We start from the raw sequence: 17,020 nt of genomic DNA, 5'->3' as shown, positions 1-17,020 counted from the left end.
CGCGCGGATGATTCGAGGCGCCGCAGGATGTCTCGTGGCCGCCAGACACTGACGGTCGCCTCCCGAGCCTCTACGGTTGTGGGGTGATCTTCCGCCGCATCCCCTCCCACCAGGTCGTCATCGACTCGGTGGCGGGTCTCGTCCTCGGCCTGGTCACGCTCCCGTTCGACCTGCACTCCAACCCGTTCTCGATCCTGATCACGGCGGGGATGGTCGTGGCGATGGCGTTCCGACGCCTGTCGCCCGCGACGGCCCTGGGGCTCGCCTGGGCCACGGCCGCGTTCGAGATGCTCACCCTGTCGACGCCGCAGATCTCGAACCTCGCGATCTGCGCGGTCCTCTACGCCTCGGCCGCCTACGGCAGCCCGCGGGTCAAGTGGCTGGGCCTCGGGTCGGTCGGGGTCGGTGCCGCGATCGGCATGTTCTACGTCACGTTCGCGCAGCTCGCGCTCTTCGGGGTGCTCCACGACGTCAGCACGACCACCGACCTGGTCCGGCTCCTGCTCCAGATCGGCATCACGTTCCTCGGCTTCCTGGCGCTCCTCGGGCTGCCGTGGGTCGGCGGCCAGCTGGCCCGGACCCGGTACGCCGCGCGCGAGAGCCGCGACGCGCAGCTCGTCGCCGAGCGGGAGGCTGCGCGCGCCGAGCGGGAGGCCGCTCGCGCCGAGGGCGACGCCGCGAGAGCCGCCCGCGAGGCGGCGAGAGCCGAGCGCGACATCGCGGTCGAGCAGGAGCGGACGCGGATCGCGCGCGACATGCACGACGTCGTCGCGCACTCGCTCGCCGTCGTCATCGCCCAGGCCGACGGCGCCCGCTACGCCTACAAGGCCGACCCCGAGTCCGTCGAGGAGAATCTCGGCACCATCGCCTCGACCGCCCGCGAGGCGCTCGTCGAGGTGCGGGTCCTCCTGGGGCAGCTCCGCCACAGCCAGGGCGCCGCGCCGCAGCCGGTCCTGGGCGACCTCGAGAAGCTCGTCGAGCAGATGACCACGGCCGGTCTCACCATCGACCTCCGCTCGAGCGGCACTCCCGCACAGCTCGGGAGCAACCGCCAGCTCGCGATCTACCGGATCGTCCAGGAGTCGCTCACCAACGTCCTCCGCCACGGAGACACGACGGCGACGGTCGACGTGCTGTTTGACTGGCGTCCCGACGACGTCATCGTCGTGGTCGCCAGCTCGCTCCTGCCCACGGCTCCGCTCGATCCCGAGGCTCTCACCACCAGCGGGCAGTACCGGCCCGACGAGCGGCGCGGCCACGGCGTGGTCGGCATGCGCGAGCGCGCCACCCTCGCCGGCGGCACCCTCACCACCCATCAGGCGGGCGGGCGGTTCATCGTCCGAGCCGGCATCCCGTCCACCGCACTGACCCAGGAGGTCCGACTCCGATGAGCATGCTCACCGACTCCACCGAGCTGCCCGCCTCGACCGGGACGATCAAGGTCGTGCTCGTCGACGACCAGGCGCTGTTCCGAGCGGGGATCCGCATGGTGGTCTCCTCGCAGAGAGACCTCGAGTTCGTCGGCGAGGCCGGCGACGGCCAGGAGGGCGTCGAGGTCGTCGCCCGCACGAAGCCGGACGTCGTGCTGATGGACATCCGGATGCCCGTCATGGACGGGATCGCCGCCACCGCCGCCATCCTGGAGCAGGCCGACCGGGAGCGCCGCCGCGCCCCCCGGATCCTGGTGCTCACGACCTTCGACCTCGACGAGGCGGCGACCCGCGCGATCCGCGGAGGCGCCAGCGGCTTCGTCCTGAAAGACAGCGACCCGGAGTTCCTGCTCGCCGCCATCCGCACGGTCCACGCCGGCACCTCGGTCATCGCCGCGAGTGCGACGCGGGAGCTGTTCGAGCACTTCGACGGCCGCTCGAGCGGAGCGAAGCAGGTGCCGGAGGCCTTCCACAGCCTGACCACGCGCGAGCGCGACATCTTCCAGTCGGCCGCCCGCGGGCTCAGCAACTCCGAGATCGCGAGCCTCGAGTACCTCAGCGAGGCCACGGTGAAGACGCACATCTCGCGGATCCTGGCGAAGCTGTCGCTCCGCGACCGGGTGCAGCTGGTCGTCTACGCGTACGAGCACGGCCTCACCTCCTGAGTCGCCGGCGGTCCGGGGCTCTTCTGCCGAGTCGTCGACGCGGTGCTAGGGTCGAGGCGTGCTGTTCGGTCTGCTCCTTCTTAGCTGCCGCGACGAGACCTCGATCTAAGGCCTCCCTCGTCGCGGAGATCGTCGTGCTTCGAGAAGAAGCGGCCTGACCCCCACCGACACAAGAGGTAGAGACCATGCAGAACCACCAGAAGCCCTCGGGCATGCCGATCCACAAGTACGTCCCGTTCCACGAGCAGATCCGGGTGGAGCTGCCGGATCGCACCTGGCCCACGAAGCGGATCACCGAGGCGCCCCGCTGGTGCGCCGTCGACCTGCGCGACGGCAACCAGGCACTGATCGACCCGATGAGCCCCGAGCGCAAGCGCATCATGTTCGACCTCCTGGTCGGGATGGGCTACAAGGAGATCGAGGTCGGCTTCCCGTCGGCATCGCAGACCGACTTCGACTTCGTCCGGAGCCTCATCGACGAGGACGCGATCCCCGACGACGTCACGATCCAGGTGCTGACCCAGGCGCGCGAGCACCTGATCAACCGCACCTACGAGTCGATCAAGGGCGCGAAGCAGGCGATCGTCCACCTGTACAACTCCACGAGCATCCTGCAGCGCGACGTCGTCTTCCGCACCGACCGCCAGGGCATCATCGACATCGCCCTCGAGGGCGCCCGCCTCTGCCGGGCCGCCGAGGCGTCCGTACCCGAGACGACCGTGTACTACGAGTACAGCCCCGAGAGCTTCACCGGCACCGAGCTCGAGTTCGCACGCGACATCTGCAACGCCGTCCTCGAGGTCTTCGAGCCCACGCCGGAGCGGAAGGTCATCATCAACCTGCCCGCCACGGTCGAGATGGCCACGCCCAACGTGTACGCCGACGCCATCGAGTGGATGTCGCGCAACCTGGCGTCGCGCGAGAACGTGATCCTGTCGCTCCACCCGCACAACGACCGCGGCACGGGCATCGCGGCGGCCGAGCTCGGCTACCTGGCCGGTGCCGACCGCATCGAGGGCTGCCTGTTCGGCAACGGGGAGCGCACCGGCAACGTCGACCTCGTCGCGCTCGGCATCAACCTGTTCACGCAGGGCATCGACCCCCAGATCGACTTCTCCGACCTCGACGGCGTCAAGCGGACGGCCGAGTACTGCAACCAGCTGCCCGTGCCCGAGCGGAGCCCCTGGGCGGGCGACCTCGTCTACACGGCGTTCAGCGGATCGCACCAGGATGCGATCAAGAAGGGCTTCGAGGCGATGGCCGCCGATGCCGCGGCCAAGGGCACCACCGTCGACGAGATCGCCTGGGCGGTCCCGTACCTGCCGGTCGACCCGAAAGACCTGGGCCGCTCGTACGAGGCGGTCATCCGCGTCAACTCGCAGTCGGGCAAGGGCGGTGTCGCCTACCTGCTGAAGACCGACCACTCGCTCGACCTGCCCCGCAAGCTGCAGATCGACTTCTCCGGCGTCGTGCAGTCGAAGACCGACTCCGAGGGCGGCGAGGTCACGAGCGACGAGATCTGGGCGATCTTCCAGGACGAGTACCTCCCCTCCGGCGACGAGTCGGCCAAGTGGGGCCACTTCGAGCTGACCCGCACGGGCACCCGGAGCGACATGAGTGGCGAGACCCACCTCTCCGTCGACCTGCGCTCGGGCACCGAGACCGTGTCGACCGAGGGCGCGGGGTCCGGCCCCATCGACGCGTTCATCGCGATCCTGTCGGGTCAGGGTGTCGACGTGAAGCTCTACGACTACAGCGAGCACACGCTGTCGGCCTCGGGCGACGCGCAGGCCGCGGCGTATGTCGAGCTCGACGTCGACGGGACGCGGCTGTGGGGTGTCGGGATCGACGCCGACATCTCGACCGCGAGCCTCAAGGCGATCGTGTCGGCCGTCAACCGGGCGATCCGCTCGAAGGTCGTCGAGCCGGAGCTCGCCTCGGCCTAGCCCTCCAGTCCTCGCACCACGCAGTTCGGCCCGAGTCACCGCGAACAACGCGTGACTCGGGCCGAAGTGCGTGTCAGGACGCGCGGCACTAGCGCGGACGCCGCCAGCGCGGCAGACGCGAGAGCGCCCGCTGCTCGGGCAGGGTCCAGCCGAAGCGCACGGCGAGCAGCCGGATCAGGAACGTCGTCGTGGTGCCCGCGATCGCCGCGGTCAGGGTGGGCGCCCCGAAAGTCACGCAGGCCACGAGCACGGCCGTGCCCGCGCCGGCGGCGACCGCGTACAGCGAGCCGACGTGCATCATCGCGATCGTCAGGTTCATCAGCAGATCGCGGAGCACCGAGCCGCCGACGGCCGAGATGACGCCCACGAAGATCGCGGGGACCTCCGGCAGCCCCATCGAGAGCGCCTTCGTCGACCCGATGGCGCCGAAGAGGCCGATGGTCAGGGCGTCGAGCACGGTGATGAACCCGGCGAGCCGGTTGAACAGGCGCTGCAGGAGCATGCCGAGCAGCGACGCGAACAGCGCCACCAGCAGGTACCAGTTGGTCTGGAGAGCCCGGGGCACGTCGCCGAGGAGCACGTCGCGCAGGATCCCGCCCCCGAGCCCGGTCGCAGTGCCGATGATGGCGACCCCGAGCAGGTCGACCCTCCGCTCCCGGAACTGACTCGCGAAGAGCGCGCCCTGCAGGCTGCCGATCGTCACGGCCAGAAGATCCGCCCAGAGGGGGATGGAGAGAGCTGTGGCGGACACCCAGCGATTCTGCCACGCGGGGGATACTGGAGGGGTGCCCGTGTACCGAGACGAATGCGTGATCCTGCGCACCCACAAGCTGGGTGAGGCCGACCGCATCCTGACGATGCTCAGCCGGTCGCACGGCAAGATCCGGGCCGTCGCGAAGGGCGTCCGGCGCACGGCCTCGAAGTTCGGGGCGCGGCTCGAGCCATTCATGGTGGCCGACCTCCAGCTCTACGAGGGCCGGAGCCTCGACATCGTCACCCAGGCCGAGTCGATCGGGTCGTACGGCGCCGACATCGTCTCCGACTACGGCAGCTACACGGCCGCGAACGTCATGGTCGAGACGGCCGACAAGCTGACCGACGCCGAGGCCGGCCTCCAGCAGTACCTCCTGCTTGTCGGCGCCCTCCGCGCCCTGGCTCGCCGCGAGCACGACTCGCAGCTGACCCTCGACTCCTACCTGCTCCGGGCCCTCTCGATCGCAGGATGGGCGCCGAGCTTCGGCGACTGCGCCGTCACGGGCGCTCCCGGGCCCCACTCGGCCTTCGTCGTGCAGCTCGGAGGGGTGGTGGCCGACGCGGCGGCGCCTCCCGGAGCACCGCGTCTCGATCCTGCGACCCTCGAGCTCCTCGCGGCCCTCCTCACCGGCGACTGGCCGACGGCGGAGGCCTCCCGGGAGTCCACCCGCAACCAGGCGAGCGGCGTCGTCGCCGCCTACACCCAGTGGCACCTCGAGCGCGGGCTCAAGTCGCTGCCGCACGTCGACCGCACCATCCCGGCCGCGCGGCTCCCCGCCGTGGACGTCCGGGGAGTGATCCTGTGACCCGAGGAGCCCTGTGAGCACCACCCCGTCCGACCCCGACGAGCGGCGCGGCCTCTTCGGCCGCCGCATGATGCCGAAGTCGATGGAGTACAAGCCGCTCGACTGGCAGGGCGGCGAGCCGCCGTCGTACCCGGCCGGCTCGGTCCCGAAGCACGTCGCGGTCGTCATGGACGGCAACGGCCGGTGGGCGAACGCCCGTGGCCTGCCCAGGATCGAGGGGCACAAGGCGGGCGAGGCCGCCCTCCTCGAGGTGGTGGCCGGGGCGATCCAGGTCGGGGTGCAGCACCTCAGCGTCTACGTGTTCTCGACCGAGAACTGGAAGCGGAGCCCCGAGGAGGTGCGGTTCCTGATGGGGTTCAACCGCGAGGTCCTCCACCGGCGCCGCGAGCAGCTGAATGCCTGGGGTGTGCGGATCCGCTGGTCGGGGCGCCGGCCGAAGCTCTGGGCCTCCGTGATCAACGAGCTGCGGGTGGCCGAGGAGGCCACGAAGCAGAACTCGACCATGACGCTGAACATGTGCGTGAACTACGGCGGCCGCAACGAGCTGACCGACGCGGTCCAGTCGATCGCGGCCGAGGTCGCCGCGGGGCGCCTGAAGCCGTCGGGGATCACCGAGAAGGTCATCCAGCGGCACCTCTACCAGCCGCAGCTGCCCGACGTCGACCTGTTCGTCCGGTCGTCGGGGGAGCAGCGCACCTCGAACTTCCAGCTGTGGGAGTCGGCCTACGCCGAGATGGTGTTCCTCGACCGGCTCTGGCCCGACTTCACGCGCGAGGACCTCTGGCAGGCCATCGACGTGTACACCGGTCGCGGCCGCAGGTTCGGCGGCGCGGTGGACGCGCCCGAGCCGACGCCCTCGACCTAGAAGGTGATGTTCGCGCCGAGGAAGATCCGCTCGCTCGGCCAGAGGAACTGCAGGGTCAGTGGCCCGTCGGAGTCGCGGTGGAACCAGGCGTTCGCGAACACCACCGCCTTGCCCGGCAGCAGGTACCAGGTCGACGACCCCTTCGGGAACTGCGTCGAGAGGTCGGTGCTGTAGCCCTTCTGCGTCAGGAGGTCTTGACCCGCGAACGTGTCTTGAGCCGCCAGCTTGTTGCCGTATGACGAGTAGTCGGCGCTGAGGTCAGTGAGGTCGAGGCGCTGGCTGGAGTCGTTGGTGAGCACGTAGGCGGTCACCTCGACCTTCGTGCCCGCCGGGTAGGGGTCGTCGCCGTTCGAGCGGGCGTAGATCGACGGCTTCGTCGTGGTCAGCTCGCCCACCCGGTAGACGTAGATCGTGAGGTCTTTGTAGTTGACCTGGTTGAGGAGGGTGCCGCCGGGCGCGAGCCGCGCCGGGTTCGAGCTGCCCGAGCCGCTGCCGCCGAGGCCCCCCGAGCCGGTGCCGCCGGTGACCTGGGGCTGAGGTGCGGAGGTCGATCCTGCGCCGCCGCCGGTGCCCGACCCGGCGATCGGGGTCAGCGTGCCGACCGACGGGGCGCAGGCGGTGAGGGTGACGAGGAGGCCCAGAGCGACGGCGATCGCCGGGACTCGCCGGCGTCGCGCGCTGGACGGTCGTCTCACAGTCGCCCTTCTGTCTACGGGGCCCGAGGGCCTGGATCCCGTTCAGCCTAACCGCGGGTGCTGACATCCGGGCGCAGGGGCCGGAGCCCGAACCGCGCAGGATCGAGAGACGCGAGCGCCTCGACGGCGACCCGCACCGCAGGGACGCGCTCGGCGCCGGACGCGTGGGCGACGTGGACGACGCGGTCGTCGTCGCCGTCGAGCGGCCTCGACTCCACGCCGTCGGGCAGACCCGCCGAGACGAGCGACAGCGAGGGCAGGACCGCGACTCCGAGGCCCGCCGCGACGAGTCCGGTGACGGCCAGGGCGTTGTCGGTCTCGAGCACGATGTCGGGCTCGAACCCCGCCCGGCGGCAGGCCGCCAGGAGGTGACCGCGGCAGCGCGGGCAGCCGCCGATGAAGCGGGCTCCGGACAGGGTGGCGAGGGCTGCTCCCGATCCTGCGAACGAGCCGGCCGGGGCGACGGCCAGCATGGTGTCCCGGTAGAGGGGGGTCTCGACGACGACGTCCGGCGTCGTGGCGGTCGACGTGGGCGCCTGGCCTCGACCGTCGCCCGGATAGCTGAAGGTGAGCGCGAGATCGATCGACCCCGAGCGCAGGAGGTCGAGGCCCTCGGGCGGCTCGACCTCCACGTACGAGACGGTGAGCCCCGGCTGCCGGTCGTGGAGAGTCGACAGGAGCGCGGGCACGAGCGTGGGGGAGGCGCTCGGGAAGCCGGCCAGCCTCAGGGTCCCGGTCGTCGTGCCCGCGAGCTCGTCGAGCTCCTGGCGGGCCGCGTCGAGGGCGGCCTGCACGTGCACCGCGTGCTGCGCGAGTCGGCGGCCCGCCTCCGTGAGCGTCACCCCGCGGGTGGAGCGCAGGACGAGGGGCTGCCCGAGCTGCGCCTCGGCCCGGCGGAGCCGCTGCGTGACGGCCGGCTGGCTGTAGCCGAGGCGCGCCGCAGCGGCGGTCACGCTGCCGGTGTCGGCGAGGGCGCGGATGACGCGGAGGTCGAGGAGATCGAGGTCGGACGGCACGGCACGAGCATAATCTCCGGTTATGCCCGGCATGCCGAAGGGGCTGTTGTGTGATGCTCTCGCGGCCTCGACCATGGACGCATTACATCGACGGCCGAAGCGCGAGCGCTCTTTCCCGGGGGAGCGGGCTACCTCGCGGCGTGCACCGGCGGTCTCCCGTCGACCGAGACCGTCGCCGCCCTCCGCGCCGATCTCGACGCGTGGTCGTCCGGCGTCGTGTCGCCCGTCGCCGCGGGGCAGATCGCCGAAGACAGCCGCGCGGCATTCGCCCGGCTGGTGGGCGTCGACGTGTCGAGGGTCGCCATCGGCTCGCAGACGTCGGTCATGGTCTCGGTGATCGCGGCCGCCGTGCCCGACGGTGCGGAGCTGCTCTGCGTCGAGGGCGACTTCAGCTCTGTCGTGGCCCCCTTCGTCGCGCAGGATCACCGCGGCGTCCGGGTGAGGAACGTCCCGCTCGAGGCCCTCGGCGACGCCGTCCGCGACGACACGTGGCTCGTGGCCTACTCGCTCGTCCAGTCCGCCACCGGGGCACTCGCCGACGACGACGCGGTGGTCGCCGCTGCCGCCGCCCACGGGGCACGCACCCTCGTCGATCTGACGCAGGCCGCAGGAGTCCTGCCCGTCGACGCGTCGCGCTACGACGCGACCGTCACGCACGCCTACAAGTGGCTGTGCTCGCCGCGCGGCGTCGCGTTCGCCACCTTCGAGCCCGGGTTCGCCGCGATCCTGCGCCCCGTCCAGGCGGGCTGGTACGCCGGCGACGACGTCTGGGCATCCTGCTACGGCGGCGACCTCACTCTCGCCGAGACCGCGCGGCGTTTCGACGTGTCGCCGGCCTGGCAGGCCTTCGTCGGAGCGCTGCCCGCCCTCGAGCTCTTCGCGTCGCTCGACCTGGGCGACGTCTGGCGCCACGCGACCGGGCTCGGCGACGAGCTCTGCCGACGGCTGGGGATCGCGCCCCAGGGGCAGGCGATCGTGACCTGGGCCGATCCTCAGGGGCAGGACCTCCTCCGGCTGACGAGCGGGGGGCTCACCGTCTCGGGTCGCGCGGGCCGCGTCAGGATCGCGTTCCACCTCTGGAACGACGAGACCGACGTGGACCGCGTGGTCTCGGCTCTGGCCCCGACCGGCCAGTAGGCTGTCGGGGTACGTCGGGCACCCAGTCCGGCGCCGGATTCCTTTGGAGCATCACACGTGGCAGCCCCCAACCGTCTCGATTCCGTCATCGCCCTGGCCAAGCGCCGGGGGTTCGTCTACCAGGCGGGCGAGATCTACGGCGGTTCGCGGTCGGCCTGGGACTACGGGCCCCTCGGCGTCGCGCTCAAAGAGAACATCAAGCAGCAGTGGTGGAAGTTCATGGTGCAGGGCCGCGACGACATCGTCGGGCTCGACTCCTCGGTGATCCTGCCCCGCAAGGTGTGGGAGGCGTCCGGCCACGTCGAGGTCTTCAGCGACCCTCTCGTCGAGTCGCTCCACACCCACAAGCGCTTCCGCGCCGATCACCTGCTCGAGGCGTACGAGCAGAAGCACGGCCACCCGCCGGTCAACGGCCTCGCCGACATCCGCGACCCCGACACCGGCCAGGAGGGCTCGTGGACCGAGCCGCAGAACTTCTCCGGCCTCCTCAAGACCTTCCTCGGCCCGGTCGACAACGAGCAGGGCATGGCGTACCTCCGCCCCGAGACCGCGCAGGGCATCTTCGTCAACTTCGCGAACGTCATGGGCTCGGCGCGCATGAAGCCCCCCTTCGGCATCGCACAGGTCGGCAAGTCGTTCCGCAACGAGATCACCCCCGGCAACTTCATCTTCCGCACCCGCGAGTTCGAGCAGATGGAGATGGAGTTCTTCGTCGAGCCCGGCACCGACGAGGAGTGGTTCCAGTACTGGATAGACGCCTGCGAGGAGTGGTACCTGCAGCTCGGCATCACGCCCGAGAACATGCGCCGCTACGAGCACCCGACCGAGAAGCTGTCGCACTACTCCAAGCGCACCGTCGACCTTGAGTACAAGTTCCGCTTCGCGGGCTCGGAGTGGGGCGAGCTCATGGGAGTCGCGAACCGCACGGACTTCGATCTCCGCACGCACTCCGAGGCCTCCGGCGTCGACCTGTCGTACTTCGACCAGACCAAGAACGAGCGCTGGATACCCTTCGTCATCGAGCCCGCATTCGGTCTGACCCGCGCGCTGATGGCGTTCCTCGTCGACTCGTTCCACGAAGACGAGGCGCCCAACGCCAAGGGCGGCGTCGACAAGCGCACCGTGCTGAAGCTCGACCGGCGCCTCTCGCCCGTCAAGGTCGCCGTGCTGCCGCTGTCGCGCAACGAGAACCTCTCGCCGCTCGCGCGCTCGGTCGCGGCCGGCCTCCGCAAGCACTGGAACATCGACTTCGACGACGCCGGCGCGATCGGCCGCCGCTACCGCCGCCAAGACGAGATCGGCACGCCGTTCTGCGTCACCGTCGACTTCGACTCGCTCGACGACAACGCCGTGACCGTGCGCGAGCGCGACACGATGGCGCAAGAGCGGGTGTCGCTCGACAAGCTCGAGGGATACCTCGCGGGGCAGCTGATCGGCTGCTAGCTGCGGCTCCGCCCGGCGCCGGGCCGCGACGCGGCAGGGTCGGGCGGAATGCGGGAGCCGAGCGAGGGGTTGGCCCGGGTGTGAATTCGAGTACTCCCATCAAGGTCGACGTCTGGTCCGACATCGCGTGCCCGTGGTGCTTCATCGGCAAGCGCAAATTCGAGGCCGCCGCCGCCTCCTTCGACGGGGAGGTCGAGGTCGAGTACCACTCGTTCGAGCTCTCGCCCGACACCCCCGTCGACTTCGAGGGCAACGAGGTCGAGTTCCTCGCCGGTCACAAGGGCCTCGCCCCGGCCCAGGCGAAGCAGATGCTCGACACCGTCGGCGGGATCGCCGAGTCGGTCGGGCTCCACTACGACTTCAACGCCATGCACCACACCAACACGGTCAAGGCGCACCAGCTCCTGCACTACGCCAAGGCGCGCGGCGTGCAGCTCGTGCTGACCGAGGCTCTCCTGTCGGCCTACTTCGAGCAGGGCCGTCACCTCGGCCGGCTCGACGTCCTCGCCGACATCGCCGCCGAGGCCGGCCTCGACCGCGACGACGTGCTGCGCTCCCTCGAGAGCGACGAGCACCTCGCGGACGTCCGGGCCGATCAGGCCCAGGCGGCCGAGTACGGCATCAACGGCGTCCCGTTCTTCGTCTTCGAGAACACCTACGGGGTGTCGGGCGCGCAGGATCCCGCGGTCTTCGCCGACGTCCTCCGCACGGTCGCCGCCGAGATCGCCAGCGGCTCGGCCGGCGAGCCCTCCGGCCAGACCGACGAGGCGGCCGCCCGATGAGCGGCTCCGTGTCACAGACCGGGCCGTTCAAGATGCTCGGCGACGCCGCCGCAGCCGCCTGCGAGGGCGACAGCTGCCTGCTGCCCGGCGCCGTCGTATCCGTCGAACCACTCGACGGCGTCGCCGAAATCGAAGCCGACGTGATCGACGTCGACTCGGTCGACATCGACTCTGTCGACATCGAGCCGTCGCCCGCCGAGGCGGCAGCCGCGTCCGCGCGCGCGGTCACCGCCGCGCTCGACGAGGGCGCCTCGCTCTGACCGCTAGCGAGGGACCTCGTCGTCGGTGATGTCGGCGACGACGGCGTCGTAGGCCGCCAGGAGCGCGTCGCCGTCGACGAACGCGCTGAAGCCGTGGGCTCCGGCGCCGAGGGCGACCCGCCGGCCGCGGATCCGCTCGTCGGCGAACACCGGCCACGCGGTGCTGCTGCCGATCGGCGTGATGGTGCCGCGCTCGTAGCCCGTCGCCTCGAGGGCGAGCTCGGGCGAGGGGAGCGACAGCTTGTTGACCGCGACGACCGAGCGGAGCTTCGACCACGAGATCTGCCGGCCGCCCGGCACCAGAGCGAACAGGAAGGTGCCGTCGTGCTTCTTGACCACGAGGCTCTTGACGATGCTGGCCGGCTCGATGCCGAGGAGCTCGGCCGCCTCGTGGAGGCTCCCGGCAGCGGGGCGCGAGACGACCTCGACCTCGAGACCGCGGGCCGCGGCATCCTGCGTCACTCGGTCGGTGCCGGAGGCACTGGGGACAGTCGTCATGGGAGTCCTCTCCACAGGCGGCTCGGGCCGCTCACTTCTCCACGGGAGCCGACAGCAGGATCGCGCACCGGCACAGGTCTGGGATAATCGAACCCGATGACAACCACTCTGACAGAATTCACCCCGGGCGAGGCGCCGGCCGAGGCGACAGGCCAGGCGACGGCCCGCACTGGCTCGCGTCCGACGAGCCTCGGGATCGGCCGACTGACGGTCGACTCCCCGGTCGTGCTCGCGCCGATGGCAGGGATCACCAACACGGCGTACCGCAGGCTCTGCCGCGAGTACGGCGCCGGCCTCTACGTCAGCGAGATGATCACCAGCCGCGCCCTCGTCGAGCGCACCCCCGAGTCAATGCGGCTCATCACGCACCACGAGAGCGAGTCGGTGCGGAGCATCCAGCTCTACGGCGTCGAGCCGAACACCGTCGCCGAGGCCGTGACCATGCTGGTCGCCGAAGACCGCGCCGACCACATCGACCTCAACTTCGGCTGCCCGGTCGCGAAGGTGACCAGGAGGGGCGGCGGCGCAGCTCTGCCCTGGAAGCTCGGGCTGTTCCGCGAGATCGTCGAGCGGGCGGTCCGCGCGGCCGGCGACATCCCGCTGACGGTCAAGATGCGCAAGGGCATCGACTCCGACCACCTCACCTATCTCGAGGCGGGCAAGGCAGCCGAAGGCGCCGGCGTGGCCTCGATCGCTCTGCACGCCCGCACGGCCTCCGAGTACTACTCGGGGCAGGCCGACTGGAGCGCCATCGCGACTCTCAAAGAGACGATCACGGGCGTGCCGGTGCTCGGCAACGGCGACATCTGGTCGGCGGCAGACGCGCTGCGCATGGTCGACGAGACCGGCTGCGACGGCGTCGTCGTCGGTCGGGGCTGCCTCGGCCGCCCCTGGCTGTTCGGCGATCTGGCCGCGGCCTTCCGTGGCGAGGTCGCGAAGGCCGAGCCGTCGCTCGGCGAGGTCGCGCGCGCGTTCCGACGCCATGCCGAGCTCCTCGTCGACTTCTTCGGCGAAGAAGACCGCGCCTGCCGCGACATCCGCAAGCACGTCGCCTGGTACTTCAAGGGCTATCCCGTCGGGGGAGAGGTGCGGGCCAGCCTGGCCGCGTCGTCGACCCTCGCCGAGATCGACGACCTCCTCGGCACTCTCGACGGGTCGCAGCCGTACCCCGGCGCCGAGGCCGAGGGCCCGCGCGGGCGGGCGGGCAGCCCGAAGACGCCGTCGCTCCCCGACCGCTGGCTCGAGAGCCGCGAGCTCGACGAGGCGTTCCGGGGCGAGCTGGCCGCAGCCGAGCTGCACCACAGCGGCGGGTGAGCGCGCAGAGCGTCCTTCCCCGTCCGTCCTCCCCGCCCGAAGGGCCCGCGTGAACCACCAGCAGCCGAACCCGCACCAGGTCTCCGCCTCGACGGGCAGTCACACGGTGTCGCCCCTGGCCGCCGCGCTCGGCTACACCGAGCACGACACCCAGCGCTGGCTGCCCGAGCAGCACTCGAGCCGTCGCAGCGACTTCGCCCGCGACCGCGCCCGGCTCCTCCACTCGAGCGCGCTCCGCCGCCTGGCCGCGAAGACGCAGGTGCTGAGTCCGACGGCGGGTCTCGACTTCGCCCGCAACCGTCTGACGCACTCGCTCGAGGTCGCGCAGGTCGGGCGGGAGCTCGCGACGAGCCTCGGTCTCGACCCCGACGTCGTCGACACGGCCTGCCTCGCTCACGACCTCGGTCACCCGCCGTTCGGCCACAACGGCGAGAAGGCCCTGAACGACTGGTCGACCGACATCGGCGGCTTCGAGGGCAACGCGCAGACGCTCCGGCTCCTGACCAGGATCGAGCCCAAGGTCATCGACGCCGAGGGCTTCAGTTTCGGGCTCAACCTCACCCGAGCCAGCCTCGACGCGAGCTGCAAGTACCCCTGGCCGGCCGCGCAGGGCGTCGCCGACCCCGGCGGCCGCACCAAGTTCGGCTTCTACGACGACGACACCCCCGCCTTCGACTGGCTGCGCCAGGGGGCACCGCGCCGGCAGCGGTGCATCGAGGCCCAGGTGATGGACCTCAGCGACGACATCGCCTACTCCGTGCACGACTTCGAGGACGCCGTTGTCAACGGCTACATCGACGTCGGCTCCCTCGGGAGCGTCGAGGAGCACGACGCCCTCATCTCGGCCACGCACGCGTGGGTGGGCGGCGAGCTCAGCCGCGACGAGCTCGCGGAGGCGTTCGAGCGCCTGCGATCGCTCGACGTCTGGCTCGACGACTACGACGGGGGCCGGGTCGACCAGGCTCGGCTGAAGAACCTCACGAGTCAGCTGATCGGGCACTTCGCCGCATCGGCCCGGGAGGCCACCCGTGAGCACTACCCGCAGGAGAGCCTCATCCGGTTCTCGGCGAGCGTCGTCATCCCCGCCGAGATCATCGGCGAGATCGCCGCGCTCAAGGGCATCGTGGCCGCCTTCGTGATGACGCACAACGCCCGCCAGCCCATCTACGTCAAGCAGCGCGAGCTCCTCACGGAGCTCTCCGACGCCCTCTGGGAGTCCGGCCCCAGCGAGCTCGACCCCGGCTTCGCCACCGACTGGTCGCTCGCTCGCGACGACGCTGCGCGGAAGCGCGTCGTGGTCGACCAGGTGGCGTCGCTCACCGATCAGAGCGCCACGGCCTGGCACGAGCGGCTCGTGCGGGCATGACGTCGTCCACGTGGGTGGCCGGTCATGGCATCGGGTCGGGGAGAGGCGGAGAACCGTGGCCGGGCTGATCAAGCGCGCCGACATCGACGAGGTGCGGTCGCGCGTCAACATCGCCGACGTCGTCGGCGACTACGTCGACCTCAAGGGCGCCGGGGTCGGCTCGCTCAAGGGCCTGTGCCCCTTCCACGACGAGCGGAGCCCCAGCTTCCACGTCCGGCCGCAGGTCGGCCGCTACCACTGCTTCGGCTGCGGTGAAGACGGAGACGTCTTCAGCTTCATCCAGAAGACCGATCACACGACCTTCCAGGAGGCCGTGGAGCGCATGGCCGCCCGGATCAACTTCACGCTGCACTACGAAGACGGCGGGCAGGCGAGCGACCACGGCAACCGCGCCCGCCTCCTGGCTGCGAACGAGGCGGCCCGCGAGTTCTTCGTGGAGCACCTGACGGCACCCGAGGCCGACCCGGGCCGGCGCTTCCTGGGCGAGCGGGGCTTCGATCCTGCGGCGGCCGCCCGCTTCGGCGTGGGCTTCGCACCCAAGTCGTTCGACGCGCTCCGCTCGCATCTCAAGGGCCGCGGGTTCTCCGAAGACGAGCTCCTCACGTCCGGGCTCCTGAGCCAGGGCGACCGCAACGCGTACGACCGCTTCCGCGGCCGGCTGATCTGGCCGATCCGCGACGTCACGGGCGCGACCATCGGCTTCGGCGCGCGCAAGCTCCTCGACGACGACAACGGGCCGAAGTACCTCAACACCCCCGAGACGCCGATCTACCACAAGTCGCAGGTGCTCTACGGGCTCGACCTCGCCCGGCGCGACATCTCGAAAGAGAAGCAGGTCGTCATCGTCGAGGGCTACACCGACGTCATGGCCTGTCACCTCGCGGGGGTCACGACCGCGGTCGCGACCTGCGGCACCTCGTTCGGCGTCGACCACATCAAGGTGCTCCGGCCGATGATCGGCGACTCGCGCGGTCTCGACACGTCTGCCGGCGGCGAGGTCGTCTTCACCTTCGACCCCGACGAGGCCGGTCAGCGCGCCGCCAGCCGCGCCTTCACCGAGGAGCAGCGGTTCGCCAGCCAGACGTTCGTGGCCATCGCGCCCGACGGGCTCGACCCCTGCGACCTGAGGCTCAACCGCGGCGACGACGCCGTCCGGCGGATGATCACCAGCAAGCGGCCGATGTTCGAGTTCATGATCAAGCGCACCCTCGAGGGGCACGACCTCGAGACCGTCGACGGCCGGTCCTCCGGTCTCCGCGCCGCCGCACCCGTCGTGGCGGGCATCCGCGACCGGTCGCTGATGCAGGGCTACATCCGGGCCCTCTCCGGCTGGCTCGGCATCGACCCGTCCGAGGTCGAGCCCGCCGTGTTCGCCGCGACGAAGGCCGCGGCAGCTCCGAAGGCCGTCGAGCGCCTCGCCCCCTCGAGCGACCCGTCGCGGCAGTCGATCACGAGCCTCCCCGAGGCTCCGCCTGCGGAAGAGGGCCCGAGCATCCTGCGCCTCCCCGACGACCCGTCGACGCGCATGGAGCGCGACGCGCTCATGGCGATCCTGCAGCACCCCACCGCGGCGTCTCGCGACCTGACGACGCAGGCGGCCTTCGCGGTGTTCGTCAACGGCTCGCTGTCGGTGGTGCGCGACGCCGTCGCGGCGAGCCTCGACCAGCTCGACGCGCCGAACTACGTCGAGGCGGTGCTCGCCCAGACGCCCGGGCCGTTCCTCGGCCTCGTTCAGGAGCTCGCCGTCGGGCCGCTGCCCGAGCGCGAGGGTCGCGACATGGCGGTCTACTGCGAGGGCATCCTGTCGGCGCTCGTCGAGCGCGACCTCCTCCGGCAGAAGGCCGAGCTCCTCGGTCAGATGCACCGCACCGACCCCCGCGACGATCCCGAGAAGCGCAGCCGGATAGCGCAGAGGCTGGTCGAAGTCGAGGCAGCGCGCCGCTCGCTCCGCAACGAATAGGGCACGAACGCACGCATCCTGCGCGGCTCGTTGCGGGCCTGTAAACACTTCGACCTGAATTACGGCCGGTGCGCGGCCGTGTGT

16 protein-coding genes are annotated in these 17,020 nt (G+C 70.8%); 12 read left to right on the top strand and 4 right to left on the bottom strand.

The genetic code is table 11. The annotated features are described in order from the left end of the window. Positions 1-83: 83 nt before the first annotated feature. The 3 genes from ABD733_RS02870 (at position 84) to leuA (ending at position 4,041) form a co-directional block, all read left to right on the top strand. Positions 84-1,391 (top strand): sensor histidine kinase, encoded by a 1,308-nt coding sequence (locus tag ABD733_RS02870; RefSeq protein ID WP_344793522.1) that lies wholly within the window; start codon positions 84-86, stop codon positions 1,389-1,391. Continuing rightward, a complete protein-coding gene (locus ABD733_RS02865; RefSeq protein WP_344793521.1) occupies positions 1,388-2,095 on the top strand; it encodes a response regulator transcription factor in 708 nt (235 codons plus the stop codon). Before ABD733_RS02870 ends, ABD733_RS02865 begins: the two co-directional genes overlap by 4 nt. Before the next feature lie 185 nt (positions 2,096-2,280). Beyond that, complete coding sequence (gene leuA / locus ABD733_RS02860; protein ID WP_344793520.1) at positions 2,281-4,041, top strand: 2-isopropylmalate synthase; 1,761 nt, start codon at positions 2,281-2,283, stop codon at positions 4,039-4,041. Positions 4,042-4,129: 88 nt separating this feature from the next. On the opposite strand, the gene ABD733_RS02855 is transcribed toward leuA, so the two are convergent. Beyond that, positions 4,130-4,792, bottom strand: a complete 663-nt coding sequence (locus ABD733_RS02855; RefSeq protein WP_344793519.1) for a trimeric intracellular cation channel family protein — start codon at positions 4,790-4,792, stop codon at positions 4,130-4,132. Between the two features lie 34 nt (positions 4,793-4,826). On the opposite strand from ABD733_RS02855, the gene recO reads away from it, so the two are divergent. Next, a complete protein-coding gene (gene recO / locus ABD733_RS02850) occupies positions 4,827-5,600 on the top strand; it encodes a DNA repair protein RecO (protein ID WP_344793518.1) in 774 nt (257 codons plus the stop codon). Between the two features lie 67 nt (positions 5,601-5,667). Continuing rightward, positions 5,668-6,465, top strand: a complete 798-nt coding sequence (locus ABD733_RS02845) for an isoprenyl transferase (protein ID WP_344795975.1) — start codon at positions 5,668-5,670, stop codon at positions 6,463-6,465. Here ABD733_RS02845 and ABD733_RS02840 read toward each other — a convergent pair. Both ABD733_RS02840 and ABD733_RS02835 read right to left on the bottom strand, forming a co-directional pair. Beyond that, on the bottom strand, positions 6,462-7,160 hold the full coding sequence (locus ABD733_RS02840) for a hypothetical protein (protein ID WP_344793517.1): 699 nt from the start codon (positions 7,158-7,160) through the stop codon (positions 6,462-6,464). The two genes, ABD733_RS02845 and ABD733_RS02840, sit on opposite strands and share 4 nt — an antisense overlap. Positions 7,161-7,207: 47 nt before the next feature. Further along, positions 7,208-8,176: a LysR family transcriptional regulator gene (locus ABD733_RS02835; protein ID WP_344793516.1), complete on the bottom strand. Its 969-nt coding sequence runs from the start codon at positions 8,174-8,176 to the stop codon at positions 7,208-7,210. Positions 8,177-8,257: 81 nt separating this feature from the next. Here ABD733_RS02835 and ABD733_RS02830 point away from each other — a divergent pair, with 81 nt between their 5' ends. From ABD733_RS02830 to ABD733_RS02815, 4 genes are all read left to right on the top strand, one after another. Continuing rightward, entirely contained in the window at positions 8,258-9,313 is a 1,056-nt protein-coding gene (locus ABD733_RS02830) for an aminotransferase class V-fold PLP-dependent enzyme (RefSeq protein WP_344795973.1), read from the top strand. Positions 9,314-9,370: 57 nt separating this feature from the next. Beyond that, positions 9,371-10,756, top strand: a complete 1,386-nt coding sequence (locus ABD733_RS02825) for a glycine--tRNA ligase (RefSeq protein ID WP_344793515.1) — start codon at positions 9,371-9,373, stop codon at positions 10,754-10,756. Between the two features lie 80 nt (positions 10,757-10,836). Continuing rightward, positions 10,837-11,538: a DsbA family oxidoreductase gene (locus tag ABD733_RS02820; protein ID WP_344793514.1), complete on the top strand. Its 702-nt coding sequence runs from the start codon at positions 10,837-10,839 to the stop codon at positions 11,536-11,538. 8 nt (positions 11,539-11,546) lie between these two features. Then, positions 11,547-11,798 carry a hypothetical protein gene (locus tag ABD733_RS02815; protein ID WP_344793513.1) on the top strand — a complete coding sequence of 84 codons (252 nt, stop codon included), beginning with the start codon at positions 11,547-11,549 and terminating at the stop codon, positions 11,796-11,798. 3 nt (positions 11,799-11,801) lie between these two features. Here ABD733_RS02815 and ABD733_RS02810 read toward each other — a convergent pair whose 3' ends face one another. Continuing rightward, complete coding sequence (locus tag ABD733_RS02810) at positions 11,802-12,296, bottom strand: aminoacyl-tRNA deacylase (protein WP_344793512.1); 495 nt, start codon at positions 12,294-12,296, stop codon at positions 11,802-11,804. A 96-nt stretch (positions 12,297-12,392) separates the two neighbouring features. On the opposite strand from ABD733_RS02810, the gene dusB reads away from it, so the two are divergent. From dusB to dnaG, 3 genes are all read left to right on the top strand, one after another. After that, positions 12,393-13,610: a tRNA dihydrouridine synthase DusB gene (dusB, locus tag ABD733_RS02805; RefSeq protein WP_344793511.1), complete on the top strand. Its 1,218-nt coding sequence runs from the start codon at positions 12,393-12,395 to the stop codon at positions 13,608-13,610. A 115-nt stretch (positions 13,611-13,725) separates the two neighbouring features. Then, a complete protein-coding gene (locus tag ABD733_RS02800; RefSeq protein ID WP_344795971.1) occupies positions 13,726-14,976 on the top strand; it encodes a deoxyguanosinetriphosphate triphosphohydrolase in 1,251 nt (416 codons plus the stop codon). 55 nt (positions 14,977-15,031) lie between these two features. After that, the gene (gene dnaG / locus ABD733_RS02795; RefSeq protein WP_344793510.1) at positions 15,032-16,936 is read left to right on the top strand and encodes a DNA primase; all 1,905 of its coding nucleotides are present in this window, start codon (positions 15,032-15,034) and stop codon (positions 16,934-16,936) included. Positions 16,937-17,020 lie beyond the last annotated feature (84 nt).

Source organism: Frondihabitans peucedani (genome assembly GCF_039537585.1).
Taxonomy (GTDB): domain Bacteria; phylum Actinomycetota; class Actinomycetes; order Actinomycetales; family Microbacteriaceae; genus Frondihabitans; species Frondihabitans peucedani.
The sequence above is the reverse complement of the archived record's forward strand: the minus strand, read 5'-3'. Positions and strand labels throughout refer to the sequence as shown.